Source organism: Agrobacterium vaccinii, from assembly GCF_021310995.1.
Lineage (GTDB): Bacteria > Pseudomonadota > Alphaproteobacteria > Rhizobiales > Rhizobiaceae > Agrobacterium > Agrobacterium vaccinii.
Window position 1 is genome coordinate 2061395 of record NZ_CP054150.1, and the last position, 13268, is coordinate 2074662.

The 13268-nt window shown below is 58.3% G+C and carries 10 protein-coding genes and 1 tRNA gene; 4 read left to right on the forward strand and 7 right to left on the reverse strand.

Translation table 11 applies throughout. The features are described from left to right. Positions 1–56 precede the first annotated feature (56 nt). Entirely contained in the window at positions 57–3830 is a 3774-nt protein-coding gene (metH, locus tag HRR99_RS10280; protein WP_233121550.1) for a methionine synthase, read from the reverse strand. A gap of 192 nt (positions 3831–4022) precedes the next feature. Between metH and HRR99_RS10285 the strand changes: the two genes are divergently transcribed. Next, positions 4023–5270: an AGE family epimerase/isomerase gene (locus HRR99_RS10285; protein WP_233121552.1), complete on the forward strand. Its 1248-nt coding sequence runs from the start codon at positions 4023–4025 to the stop codon at positions 5268–5270. Positions 5271–5410: 140 nt separating this feature from the next. Here the strand turns inward: HRR99_RS10285 and HRR99_RS10290 are convergent, their stop codons facing one another. The 3 genes from HRR99_RS10290 to HRR99_RS10300 form a co-directional block, all read right to left on the reverse strand. Continuing rightward, complete coding sequence (locus HRR99_RS10290) at positions 5411–5971, reverse strand: dual specificity protein phosphatase family protein (RefSeq protein WP_112499714.1); 561 nt, start codon at positions 5969–5971, stop codon at positions 5411–5413. Between the two features lie 232 nt (positions 5972–6203). Then, entirely contained in the window at positions 6204–6656 is a 453-nt protein-coding gene (locus HRR99_RS10295; RefSeq protein WP_233121553.1) for a hypothetical protein, read from the reverse strand. A gap of 184 nt (positions 6657–6840) precedes the next feature. Beyond that, positions 6841–7908 (reverse strand): hypothetical protein, encoded by a 1068-nt coding sequence (locus tag HRR99_RS10300; RefSeq protein ID WP_233121555.1) that lies wholly within the window; start codon positions 7906–7908, stop codon positions 6841–6843. 156 nt (positions 7909–8064) lie between these two features. Here HRR99_RS10300 and HRR99_RS10305 point away from each other — a divergent pair, with 156 nt between their 5' ends. Beyond that, entirely contained in the window at positions 8065–8385 is a 321-nt protein-coding gene (locus HRR99_RS10305) for a low molecular weight protein tyrosine phosphatase family protein (protein ID WP_233121556.1), read from the forward strand. Between the two features lie 39 nt (positions 8386–8424). Here the strand turns inward: HRR99_RS10305 and HRR99_RS10310 are convergent. Then, positions 8425–8500, reverse strand: a tRNA-Ile gene (locus HRR99_RS10310). 183 nt (positions 8501–8683) lie between these two features. Between HRR99_RS10310 and HRR99_RS10315 the strand changes: the two genes are divergently transcribed. Beyond that, positions 8684–9421 carry an SIMPL domain-containing protein gene (locus HRR99_RS10315; RefSeq protein ID WP_233121558.1) on the forward strand — a complete coding sequence of 246 codons (738 nt, stop codon included), beginning with the start codon at positions 8684–8686 and terminating at the stop codon, positions 9419–9421. Between the two features lie 107 nt (positions 9422–9528). On the opposite strand, the gene HRR99_RS10320 is transcribed toward HRR99_RS10315, so the two are convergent. Both HRR99_RS10320 and HRR99_RS10325 read right to left on the reverse strand, forming a co-directional pair. Next, positions 9529–9876, reverse strand: a complete 348-nt coding sequence (locus HRR99_RS10320) for a hypothetical protein (protein ID WP_233123476.1) — start codon at positions 9874–9876, stop codon at positions 9529–9531. Between the two features lie 131 nt (positions 9877–10007). After that, on the reverse strand, positions 10008–10430 hold the full coding sequence (locus tag HRR99_RS10325) for a secondary thiamine-phosphate synthase enzyme YjbQ (RefSeq protein ID WP_233121559.1): 423 nt from the start codon (positions 10428–10430) through the stop codon (positions 10008–10010). A 280-nt stretch (positions 10431–10710) separates the two neighbouring features. On the opposite strand from HRR99_RS10325, the gene HRR99_RS10330 reads away from it, so the two are divergent. Then, on the forward strand, positions 10711–13263 hold the full coding sequence (locus tag HRR99_RS10330) for an HWE histidine kinase domain-containing protein (RefSeq protein ID WP_233121561.1): 2553 nt from the start codon (positions 10711–10713) through the stop codon (positions 13261–13263). Positions 13264–13268: the final 5 nt, after the last annotated feature.

The window sequence follows — 13268 nt, forward strand, 5'->3', positions numbered from 1 at the left end:
AACTCCGTGTAACACCCTTACCTTACAAGCAAGGAAAGGCGCCATGGCACTTACAGTCACGCCGCCGTCTCGACCTCTTTTTCGGCTTCGACCGGTACGTAGTTCAACACCGGTCCCAGCCAGCGCTCGATCTCCTTGACAGGCATGCCCTTGCGCTTGGCGTAGTCCTCGACCTGGTCACGCTCCACCTTGGCGACGCCGAAATAATAGCTTTCGGGGTGGCCGATATAGAGGCCGGAGACGGAGGAGCCGGGCCACATGGCGTAGCTTTCGGTCAGCACCACGCCGGTCTCTTCCGTCGCATCCAGCAGGCGGAACAGGGTTTCCTTTTCGGTGTGATCCGGCTGCGCCGGATAGCCAGGGGCTGGGCGGATGCCCGCATAGGCCTCACCGATCAGATCGTCTGGGCCGAAGCTTTCATTGGCGGCGTAACCCCAATATTCCTTGCGGACGCGCTCATGCATGCGCTCGGCAAAGGCTTCGGCGAAACGGTCGGCCAGCGCCTTGACGAGGATGGAGGAGTAATCGTCATTGGCGCGTTCGAAGCGTTCGGCAATCGCCACTTCCTCGATCCCCGCCGTGACCACGAAGCCGCCGACATAATCGGTGACGCCTGTGTCCTGCGGCATGACGAAATCCGACAGCGCCACATTGGGGCGGCCATCGCGCTTGGACAGTTGCTGGCGAAGGGTGAAGAAGGTCGCAAGGTCTTCCTTGCGGCTTTCATCCGTGAACAGGCGGATGTCGTCGCCCACTGCATGGGCGGGCCAGAAGCCGATGACGGCGCGCGGGCGGAACCACTTTTCGTCGATGATCTTCTTCAGCATCGCCTGCGCATCGGCAAACAGCTGACGCGCCGCCTCGCCCTGCTTCTCATCTTCGAGAATGGCGGGGTATCGGCCCTTCATTTCCCAGGTCTGGAAGAACGGCGTCCAGTCGATGTATTTGGCAAGCTCTTCCAGATCGTAGGTCTCGAATGTCTTGGTGCCCAGAAACTGCGGCTTCACCGGCTGGTAGGCCGTCCAATCCACCTTGTGGGCATTCGCGCGCGCACGGGCCAAAGGCAGGCGAAGCTTTTCCCGTTCATTGCGAGCATGGGCGTCTGCCACCTTGGCGTATTCAGCCCTGATACCCTCGATATAAGCAGGCTTCTGATCCTCGGACAGCAAGGCTGATACGACGCCCACGGCACGCGAAGCGTCAGTGACGTAGATCGCCTGCCCCTTTTCGTAACGCGGATGGATCTTGACCGCAGTGTGCACACGGCTGGTCGTGGCACCACCGATGAGCAGTGGAATGTTGAAGCCCTGGCGTTCCATCTCTGCAGCGACATGCACCATTTCATCCAGCGATGGCGTGATGAGGCCGGACAGGCCGATGACATCAACCTCCTCGGCAATGGCCGTTTCGAGAATCTTCGTGGCAGGCACCATGACGCCGAGATCGATGATCTCGTAATTGTTGCAGGCGAGAACGACACCGACGATGTTCTTGCCGATATCGTGCACATCGCCCTTCACGGTCGCCATCAGCACCTTGCCGGCGGCCTTGCGCTGATCGCCGCCATTGAGGCGCTTTTCCTCTTCCATGTAGGGCAGCAGAACAGCCACGGCCTGCTTCATGACGCGGGCGGATTTGACCACCTGCGGCAGGAACATCTTGCCCGAACCGAACAGATCGCCCACCACATTCATGCCCGCCATCAGCGGACCCTCGATGACATGCAGGGGACGGGCCGCCTGCTGGCGCGCCTCTTCCGTGTCGGCATCGATGTAATCGGTGATGCCGTTGACCAGCGCATGTTCGAGACGCTTCTCCACTGGCCATTCGCGCCAGGCGAGATCCTGTACTCGGGCTTCGCGGCCCGGACCGCCACGGAATTTTTCCGCTACTTCCAGCAGCCGTTCGGTGCCATCGGCACGGCGGTTCAGCACAACGTCTTCGCAGGCTTCGCGCAGTTCCGGGTCGATGCTCTCGTAAACTGCAAGCTGACCGGCATTGACGATGCCCATATCCATGCCAACCTGAATGGCGTGGTAGAGGAACACGGCATGCATGGCCTCGCGCACCGGCTCATTGCCGCGGAAGGAGAAGGACAGGTTGGACACACCGCCGGAAATATGCACCAGCGGCATGGTTTCGCGGATGGTGCGGGTGGCGTTGATGAAATCGACGCCGTAATTGTTGTGTTCCTCGATGCCCGTTGCGACGGCAAAAACGTTGGGGTCGAAGATGATATCTTCGGGCAGAATGCCTGCTTCTTCGGTCAGCAGCTTATAGGCGCGGGTGCAAATCTCCACCTTGCGCTCGTAGGTATCGGCCTGCCCCACCTCATCGAAGGCCATGACGACGACGGCGGCACCATAATGGCGCACCAGACGCGCCTGCTCCAGAAACTTCTCCTCGCCTTCCTTCAGCGAGATGGAGTTAACGATGGACTTGCCCTGAACGCATTTCAGGCCAGCCTCGATGATCTCCCACTTGGATGAGTCGATCATGACAGGCACGCGAGCGATATCCGGCTCGGCAGCGATGAGGTTGAGGAACTCGACCATGGCCTTCTGGCTGTCGATCAGGCCTTCATCCATGTTGATGTCGATGATCTGAGCACCGTTCTCCACCTGGTCACGGGCGACGGCGAGAGCGGCGGTATAATCGCCAGCGGTGATGAGCTTGCGGAACTTGGCGGAGCCGGTGACGTTGGTGCGCTCGCCGACGTTGACGAAGGGAATGTCCTTGGTCAGCACGAAAGGCTCAAGGCCCGACAGCGACATGAAGGACCGGTGTTCCGCCACCTTGCGCGGCGCATAACCGGCAACGGCATCGGCAATGGCGCGGATGTGCTCTGGCGTCGAGCCACAGCAACCGCCGACCACGTTGACGAGGCCTTCACGGGCGAATTCCGCCACTTGCGCGGCCATCATCTCAGGCGTTTCGTCGTATTGGCCAAACTCGTTCGGCAGACCTGCGTTCGGGTAAGCGCAGATGAAGGTGTCGGCAACTTCCGACAATTCCTGCAAATGCGGACGCATGGCGCTGGCACCCAGCGCGCAGTTGAGGCCGACGGTGAAGGGGTTGGCGTGGCGCACGGAATTCCAGAAGGCGGACGGCGTCTGACCCGACAGCGTACGACCGGAAAGGTCTGTGATCGTGCCCGAGATCATCACCGGCAGATGAATGCCCTTGGCGGCAAAACGCTCTTCGCAGGCAAAGATTGCCGCCTTGGCGTTCAGCGTATCGAAAATGGTCTCGATGAGAATGAGATCGGCACCGCCATCGATCAGGCCGTCAATCTGCTCGCCATAGGCAACACGCAGGTCATCGAAGCTGACGGCACGGTAACCGGGGTTGTTCACATCTGGCGAAATCGACGCCGTGCGGTTGGTAGGGCCAATGGCACCGGCCACGAAACGGCGACGGCCATCTTCCCGCTCCGCGCGCTGGGCGGCGCGGCGCACGATGAAGGCACCTTCGCGGTTGAGATCGTAGACAGCACCTTCCATCTCGTAATCCGCCTGCGCGATACGCGTGGAGGAAAACGTGTTGGTTTCGAGAATATCCGCGCCCGCCATGGCGTAGCGATAATGGATTTCCTCGATCGCATCCGGTTGGGTCAGAATGAGAAGGTCGTTGTTGCCCTGCTGATGACAGGCGCAGCCAATAAAGCGTTCCCCCCGGAAATGGTCTTCATCGAAGCCAAGCCCCTGGATCTGCGTACCCATGGCGCCATCGAGAACAAGGATGCGCTCCTGGGCCGCCTGCCGCAGCGCCTTCAGGATTTCCGCGCCGTCTCTTTTGCCCCCTACCGGGCCAAACAGATCATCCAACATCGGCACACTCCTCATTCTCTTGCTGATTTGCAATATGTCAGTCACATAAAGATATCTTTATGTCAATATATCGTTGATTTCCAGCATTGGTATCGCGTTCTATCTCAAGGCTACGAAATTTCCGTTATGGATGACACCGTTACGTCCCAAAGATATAGAGAATCGCATGAAGCCTATCATACGGAGGAAAGCATGACCGAGGCGGAACACACGAAAACGAACTGGAGCACCCTGCCCTGGCACCGGCAATGGCTGGCTAAGCAGGCTGAAGGTCTGTTCGACTTCTTCCAGTACCGCGCCATCAATCCAAAAGGCGGCTTTTTCGATCTCGACCGGCAGGGCGTGCCACTTCAGCCGGACAATCCGGTTCGCGGCATTCATATGTCGGCCCGCATGGTGCATTGCTTCTCCATCGGCCATCTGCTCGGTCGCCCCGGCTGCGGCGATGTCATCGACCACGGCATGACCTATCTGTGGAACCACCACCGCGACACCGAGCATGGCGGCTATTTCTGGCAGGTGGATGAGACCGGCCCGGTCGACGCCAGCAAGCAGGGTTACGGTCATGCCTTCGTGCTGTTGGCGGCATCATCGGCGAAAACCGTTGGTCACCCGCTGGCAGACCAGATGCTGGCCGACATTACCGAGGTGCTGGAGACAAAATTCTGGGAAGAAAAATACGGCGCGATCAAAGAGGAATTCAATCGCGACTGGTCTCCCATCGAGAATTATCGCGGCCAGAACTCCAACATGCACCTGACCGAAGCGTTGATGGCGGCCTTCGAAGCCACCGGTGATAAGACCTATCTGACGAAAGCCGAGCGCATCGCCGACCTCATCATCCGCCGTGCTGCTGGCGCGCTGGACTTCCGTGTGCCTGAACATTTTGACGAGAACTGGGTCCTGAACAAGGATTATTGCGGCAACGAGATGTTCCGCCCATCCGGTTCCACCCCCGGTCACTGGCTAGAATGGGCACGCCTCATCCTCCAGCTCTGGGTGCTGGCAGACCGCAAGCACGAATGGATGCCGATAGCGGCAAAATCGCTATTCGTCCAGTCCATGGCCCTCGGTTGGGACCGGGAAAAGGGAGGCTTCTTCTATACGCTGGACTGGGACAACACGCCCGCCAAGACGGAAAAGCTGTGGTGGCCGATGTGCGAGGCGGCCGGTGCCGCGCATTTCCTCAACGAACACCTGCCAGCAGACGAGTTCTACGAAGACAGCTATCGCCGCGTCTGGAGCACCATCACCAACAGCTTCCTCGACCACCAGAACGGTGGCTGGCATGAGGAACTGACGCACAATCTCACCCCGGCCAACACCATCTTCCCCGGCAAGGGCGACATCTATCATGCTCTGCAAGCCTGTCTCATTCCGCTGTTTCCGGCGGATGGCAGTCTGACGAAGGTGATTTTGGAAAAGGGCGGGCGGTTTTAGGATGTGCGCAAGATTCGCAGGAGAGTACACTCTCCTCTCCGCCGTCACCCTCGGGCTTGTCCCGAGGGTCTAGCAAACCCCAACATCCAACGTGGGTAGATCCTCGGGACAAGCCCGAGGATGACGAAAGTGGATGCGTTTTAGAACCCGATCGTTTCCTCGAAATCATCCCAGGACTGGTACATCTCGTAGCGACCGACGCCTTTGATCGGCACGTGGCCGTAATAGGGCGACAGCTGAAACTCGGCGGCCCGTTCGCTTTTCTTGGCCACCGCGCCGACATAGATCGCGGAGGCGAGACCGGTGCGGTTGGCGCCGTGTTCGCAGTGAATGAGGATGGGTTTCGGCGCGTCCTTCATCATCCGCACCAGTTCTTCGGCCCGGTCCTGCGGCAATTCCCTAGCGGAACTCATGGGAAAATCGATCATCGCCACGCCGTTGGCGTCAGCGGCGGATTTCTCCTGCCCATACCAGCCTTTCGGGTTTTCATCGCGCAGGTTGATGATGGTCTTAATGCCGAACTGACGTGCATAGGCCTCGACATCGCTGCCACTCGGCTGGGCAGAGCGGTAGAGTTCGCCCGGCAGAACCTCGTGGAAATTGCCGGTGAGCTGGTTGATGCCCATGTGGGCAGCAACAGACGCCGGAAGGGCGATGAGGCAGACGATGCCGATTTTCAAAACGCGAGACACAGAAACCAACGGAAGACCTTCTGGAAAATTTCAAGAATTGAGGCCCAGATGGCATCGCTTGGTGTCGCATACAATATGCTATAAGTAGTATCGCAGCCCGAAGGCCAGATATGGTCGGTCCTTGAACACCGGCAGACGCCTTGTAGGCTGGTTTCTATTAGCGGATTTTTTCTATCCTGCATGTCGGCTTCAAAAAATTGTGAACCTCGGGTCGATAGGGCTGTCAAGAGATAAACCGGCGCTACTCGAACTCCGCCGAATTCACCGTCACCCGCCATTCAAGATTTCTGGCCTCTACATTTTCGTTGTTGCGAAGCCGGAACGGACGGCACGCCGCATAGGTCTCGTGCGGTTCCAGACGACGCTCGCTGACCTGATAGGGATCGAACGAAACCGAGGCACGAAACGCGGCTTCGAACCCTTCCAGCGTATAGGTCAGGCGGCGCACGGCAACAGAGTTGGTGTTCTGAAAGCTGACGCGGATCGGCGCATTGGCTTCCGTGCAGGAGGGATCGAAGGAAGCGGTGGCGACAATCGCATTCAACCGCTCGCCGGAGCGCCACCAGTCGAACATCACCCACGCAACCGTCGATGCCCAAACAATAGCAAGACCGATCACCACGGGCTTGAGATGTCTCGGGAACGCCATCAGAAAAAGCAGCAGAGCTGCCGTTAGAACAATGCCGACGATCATGTGCGTGGGATGCCTGTTGTCGCCGTGGCCGGTTGTCTCGTCATGGTGCCTCCCTGATCAATCTGCATATGCATTCACCGATGTGGCGACCTGCACGGCGTGTCAAGCTACACGCAGTGCCTGCAACGCACCAAAGGTGGATACACCCGCCAGCGCTCCGCAGCCAACACCTTTGCGTGATTGCTCAACTCGATGGGATGGACGGTCTGCGGATGGCGTCAATGAGGGCCGAGATAACGGCGACAAGGACGAGCAGCGTAGTACCGTTAAGAGGAAGCGGCAAAAGCATTTGCCCTATCGCAACCTCTCCTCCCAGCAACAGGGCGATCTGCGTTGCTGCGACCAGAAGCGCAACAGACAAAGGAAACGTGACTCCCGAACTTGAGAAAAAGCGCCGATATCCAATGGCGAAAATGGGGATGAGAACCGGCACGATCCCGAACATGTAAATGTTCATCGAAAAGGAATGCGAGACGAAGTAGGGCGCGAGATAAGCAATCGGGGTCAGAATGTACCCACCGGCGATGGCGGCAAGCAGAGGCGGCCAGATGACGACATTCAACAAAGGTACATTGTGTTTCGCACGTGTAACGCTTGCCTGCTGCCCGCCGATGTTCATGACAGCGCGAGTGGCGAACAAGCTCAGTGCCGCACCGATGACGATCAAAAGCAACACCAGCATCAATTGCTTGCCCTCAACCGCGCCCGTGCGTAAAAATTCAAACGAATTAGACAGTTGCGCAGGCAAGCCAATGAGCGCGGGCAAAAGCCAGACAATCCAGAACCCGGCGACGAGGCTCGGCAAGGCAACCTGTCTCGATAGAAACAGCAGGACCGCAACGCCACCCACCAGCGATGCGACGATGGCAACATGGGTAAAGGTGCTGTCATCGACCAGAAAGCCCATCGCTGAAAATGATCGTGCGATGCCATCGGCCTGCGACAAGGCTACCAAAAACGCGATAATGTTTTCAACACCGACGAGAGTGGCGCTGTTGTCGAGGCGCGGGGCGACAAGGCGCACAATCTGCCCTAAAGCGAGCGCCGTCAGAACAGGCCCGGCACCCAGCGCAAGAACAGATAGTCGCGAACTGTCGCCAGCGCTCAACTGCGTTTCCATGGAAGCCGGATCCAGCCCCGGCAGCATGATATTCCACCCGACTATGGCCACGAGCGAGACCAGAACGACCCGCAGCGCAAGGCCCAAAACACTATTGCCAGGAATATTAGGATCACCAACCATAACGCTCATCAAATATTCTCCTTACGCAACCACAGATAATAGCCTAAGTCATACGCCTGTCACGTATGTCCGGCCAAAAGTGCGAAAAGCAATTCTCCACTTATCGTGTCGTCATAACATCCCTGCGATCAATAGTGCGCGGGAATTCAGAGAAGGTGCATCGGGTTGAAAAACATCCTGTTCGTTTGCAGCCAGAACAAACTCCGCAGCCCAACCGCCGAACAGGTCTTCTCAACCTGGCCACACATCGAAGTCTCGTCCGCCGGCACGAACAACGACGCCGAGAACCCTCTGTCCACCGAACTGATCGAATGGGCCGACATCATCTTCGTCATGGAAAAGACGCATCGCACGAAAGTACAGGCCAGATACCGATCCGCGCTCAAGGGCAAACGCCTGATCTGTCTGGATATTCCAGATAACTATACATTCATGGACCCAGCGCTCGTCACATTGCTGGAGACAAAGGTGCCCAGATATCTTTGAGCGGGAATCATGACGTCGAGGGAGCAAAACAAGATAATGTGGTGGGCCCGGAGAGACTCGAACTCCCAACCAAGCGGTTATGAGCCGCCGGCTCTAACCATTGAGCTACAGGCCCTTCCGGTGGCGTTTGGCCGTTCGGAATGCGGGGTTGCAATGGTTCAACCGACGCGGATTTGGCTTTAACGTAAATTTTTGGACGCGACAAGCCGTTGTGACAATCGTCGTGTGAACTATGCCGTATTAGCTACATAATCTCCTGCGACACCCTCAACAGGGACGCTAATGAAGAGGAAACTTAATGACATCGAAACTCGCACGCTCCGTGGCGCTTTGCGCTTTTACCGCTCTGGTGGCCTTGCCTTTGGTTGCATCTGCACAGGAAAGTACGAAACGTGAGCCGGTCATCAGTGTCTCGGGGGAAGGTGATGCCGCTGTTGCGCCGGATATGGCGATTTTGTCGTTCAGTGTCGTGAAGCAGGCCGAGACGGCGGCTGCGGCGTTGAGCGAGAACAGCAAGGCGATGACCGAGGTTCAGGCTGCGCTGAAGACCGCCGGTATTGCCGACAAGGATTTGCAGACGAGCAATTTCTCCGTCCAGCCCGTCTATAAGCAGTTCGAGCCAAAGGACGGGGTTTATGTTCCGCCTGAAATCACCGGCTATCAGGTCACCAACGGCCTGACGGTGCGGGTGCGTGAACTGGCCAAGCTGGGTCAGATTCTCGACAGCTCCGTAAAGCTTGGAATCAATCAGGGCGGCGATATCGCCTTTACCAACGACAAGCCGGAGGCGACCGTAACAGAGGCGCGCAAGGCGGCAGTCGCCGATGCCATCTCCAAGGCGAAGACCCTGACGGAAGCGGCTGGCGTCAAGCTGGGGCGCGTGCTGGAAATCAGCGAGAACATGCAGCGTCCCATGCCCATGCCGCAGACCATGATGCGCGCCGCCGCTATGGAAAAATCGGATAGCGTGCCGATTGCCGCAGGAGAAAACACCTACAAGGTCAGCGTCAACGTGACCTTTGCGCTGGAGCAATAAACAACTTGTGGGCGCTTGAAAAAGCGCCTCCTTTGCTTTGATCACAAACAAAAATGCCCTCGCCGCGAAACCGTGGCGAGGGCATTGTTTAGTGGCAGTGCCTGAGGTTAGCGGCGGATGACCGGGCAGCCACGAACGTTGGCGAAGACGATACGGTCACGACCGCGGCGGTCGAAACCGGCGACGACGACGCGGCGGGGCGAAACATCAACCACGCGTGCGCGGCGCAGGCCCATACGGCTGGCCTTTTCTTCGGCCATCCAGGACGAGCAACGATCGCGGTCACGTCCACGGTCCGGGCGACCCCAGCCATGGCCGCCGCCGTGGCGATAACCATCCTGCACGTAGATGCCATACTGAACATCCGGTCCTGCGGCTGCGGTGGTCGCCGTCGCGGAAATACCACCCAGCGCGATGAGGGCTGCAACGCCTGCTTTTGCAAATGTGTTGATCATTGTCATACTCCGTTTCCTGACGTTCGCCGGGCTGCCAAACAGACCGGTCGAATTACCCTGACGATAATCAGCGCCACGTGAACGCTTTCAGAACCAGTCGTTCAGCCTATATTCATGGGTTCGAACAGACATCACGGCGAGAGATGCAAGACGATTTCGCGGTGGTGTGGCTGGTTGCGATGTTCGAAAAGATAGATGCCCTGCCATGTGCCCAGCACGAGCTTGCCGCGTGAAACGGGAATGCCGATGGACACTTGCGTCAGCGCGGACTTGATGTGCGCGGGCATATCGTCGGGGCCTTCCATGGTGTGCACCACCCACGCCATGGAGGGATCGCTGGAGGGCGGCACGAGGCGTGCGAAGAATGTCCTGAGGTCCTTTTGCACATCCGGGTCGGCATTTTCCTGAATGAGCAGCGAACAGGAGGTGTGGCGCACGAAGACGGTCAGCAATCCCTCGGTCTGCCCGGATGATCTGACAAACGCCTGGGCGGCATCCGTGAATTCGTATAGCCCCTGCCCCCGTGTGGCGATTTCGATGGAAGTTTGCGGCACTGTAAATTTCACTTTCAGCTATGGAACCAAAGTTCTGCTCATTCGTTTGATGCAATCACGCTATGGTCTGTGCGGACTTTCGATGTCTAAGACGTCGAACGTGAGGGGCACATAAGGGAACCACACGAAGTATGCACGACGATACCCGGCAACAAAACTGCGAATTGCCTCTGCTGGTTCAGATACAGTTATTCCATACGTTTCCTTTGGCGGAGAATGGTTTATTGAAGAACATAAACTGTAATCCTTCCGCCCAATTGCGCCATCGAAAGACTAGCATATGACGTCGACAGTTCAGCAGGTCGATCTTACCAACTGCGACAGAGAACCCATTCACATCCCAGGATTTATTCAGCCGCACGGTTGCCTGATTGCCTGTGACAGCGCGATGCGCACGGTGCTGCGCCATTCGCTGAACTGTGCGGAAACGCTTGGGTTTTCCGGCCCGATGCTGGGCTTGCCGATCGAGCAATTTCTGGGAAATGACGTCGTTCACGACCTGAGAAACGCGCTGACGGTGACGGCGAACAGCAGTCGCCCGGCCATGCTGCCGAAGGTGAAGCTGCCCGATGGCAAGATGTTCGATGTGGCCATTCACCGCTATAAGGCTGTCTCGATCATCGAGCTGGAAGCAGCAAGCGACGAATCACAGCCACTGCACACCGCGCAGTTGATGATCGACCGCATTCGCGAGGCGGATGATGTCGACAGCCTGATTTCTCGCACGACACGGCTGGTCAAGGCGATGCTGGGCTATGACCGGGTGATGGTCTACCGCTTCGAGCAGGACGGTGCGGGCAAGGTTATCTCCGAGGCCAAGCAGCCAGCGCTGGAAAGCTTTCTGGGGCAGTATTTCCCGGCCAGCGACATTCCGCAGCAGGCGCGTGCGCTCTATCTCAAGAACACCTTGCGCATCATCTCCGATTCCAACGGTGAACGTGTTCCGGTGGAGCCAGTGCTTGATGTATCGGGCGAACCGCTCGACCTTTCGTTTTCGCATCTTCGCAGCGTATCGCCCATCCATTGCGAATATCTGCGCAACATGGGCGTTTCGGCTTCTATGTCGATTTCTATCATCAATGATGGCGAGTTGTGGGGGCTGATTGCCTGTCACCACTATTCACCGCGCATTCTGCCAATGCCGATGCGGATTGCCGCTGAGATGTTCGGTGAATTCTTCTCGCTGCATCTTCAGGCGCTGAAGCAAAAGAAAAAGCTGGCAACGGCGCAGGATGCCCATGCATCCCTCGACAAGTTTCTGCGTCTGGCCGCCCATCACAACAACATCGAAGAGCTGCTGGTCGAGAACCTGCCGGATTTTAGCAGACTGCTGCCGTGCGATGGCGTCGGCGTGTGGATGGACGAGAGCTGGTCCAGCGTGGGCCACGCACCGCCTGAAGAGATGGCGCCGCAGCTCGGCCGCCTCGTCAGTTCCATTTCGGAAGGACGCGTCTGGGCCACCCACTCCCTCATTCACCATATGCCGGAAGCCGAACATGTGTTCGACGATATCGCGGGCGTCCTGGCCGTGCCGCTTTCGCAGGTCAAAAACGACTATCTGCTGTTCTTCAGGCGCGAGCTGGTACAGACGCTGAACTGGGGCGGAAACCCGGACAAATCCTATGAGGTTGGCCCGCTCGGCGACCGGCTGACGCCGCGCAAGAGCTTTGCGCTGTGGAAGGAAACCGTTCACAAGCAGGCGCAGCCGTGGACGGAAGAAGACCGGCAGATTGCCGAGGCCGCCCGCGTTGCGCTCGTGGAAGTCGCGTTCCGCCACAGTGAGCTGCTGGCGGGCGAACGTGCGCAGGCCGAAGTGCGCCAGCGCATGTTGAACGAAGAGCTGAACCACCGCGTCAAGAACGTGCTGGCCATCATCAAGTCGCTGGTTGGTAACCCCACGCAAGAAGGCCGCACGCTGCAGGAATATGTATCGGCGCTGAAGGGCCGCATTCAGGCGCTGTCCTTTGCGCATGATCAGGTCGTGCGTGGCGAAGGGGGCGGGCTGCTGCGGGATCTGCTGGATGCCGAGCTTTCGCCGCACCGCTCTGCCGAAAGCGAAATTTACGCGCATGGCCCAAGCGTGCTGCTCGATTCGCGCGCCTTTTCAGTCATGGCCCTTGTCCTCCATGAACTGGCGACCAATGCCGCGAAATACGGCGCGCTGGCGCAGGCCGGTGGCAAGCTCAACGTTGGTTGGGAACTGAACGACATGGGCGACTGCCTGATATCGTGGCGGGAAACCGTATCCGGCACCGTCACGCCGCCGACGAGAACCGGTTTCGGCTCAGCCCTCATTAGCCGAAGCGTGCCCTATGATCTCGGTGGCAAGAGCAAGATTACCTATCACAACAACGGCGTCGAAGCGGAAATCCTGCTTCCCGCCCGTCACGTCACTGCGGGGCAGACGCCCCTTACCCAGGACACCGCCGTTGGCGGACCGGTCGACCTCACACCCTATTCCTCGGAGGAACCATTGCAGGTATTTCTTGTCGAAGATCAGATGCTGATCGCCATGGATGTCGAGTACATGCTCGAAGGCCACGGTATCACCAACATCGAGACGGCAACGTCATCCGCGATGGCGCTGGACAAGCTGAAGAGCCTGACGCCGGACGTCGCCATTCTCGACATCAATCTGGGCAATGATACCTCCATCCCCGTCGCCTACGAGCTGCTGAAACGCGGCGTGCCCTTCATGTTCGCCACCGGCTATGCCGACGGCATCATGATCCCGCCGGAGTTCGCCCACGTGCCGGTCATCCGCAAGCCTTACGACGAGGATTCGTTGATGGGCTCGATCGGGAAGCTGGTCGGCAAGCAAGTGCTGGCGTAAGCGCC

Coding starts and splice junctions, on each gene's coding strand:
- metH (WP_233121550.1), bottom strand. CDS start 3,830: ATGTTGGATGATCTGTTTGGCCCGGTAGGGGGCAAAAGAGACGGCGCG.
- HRR99_RS10285 (WP_233121552.1), top strand. CDS start 4,023: ATGACCGAGGCGGAACACACGAAAACGAACTGGAGCACCCTGCCCTGG.
- HRR99_RS10295 (WP_233121553.1), bottom strand. CDS start 6,656: ATGATCGTCGGCATTGTTCTAACGGCAGCTCTGCTGCTTTTTCTGATG.
- HRR99_RS10300 (WP_233121555.1), bottom strand. CDS start 7,908: ATGAGCGTTATGGTTGGTGATCCTAATATTCCTGGCAATAGTGTTTTG.
- HRR99_RS10315 (WP_233121558.1), top strand. CDS start 8,684: ATGACATCGAAACTCGCACGCTCCGTGGCGCTTTGCGCTTTTACCGCT.
- HRR99_RS10320 (WP_233123476.1), bottom strand. CDS start 9,876: ATGATCAACACATTTGCAAAAGCAGGCGTTGCAGCCCTCATCGCGCTG.
- HRR99_RS10330 (WP_233121561.1), top strand. CDS start 10,711: ATGACGTCGACAGTTCAGCAGGTCGATCTTACCAACTGCGACAGAGAA.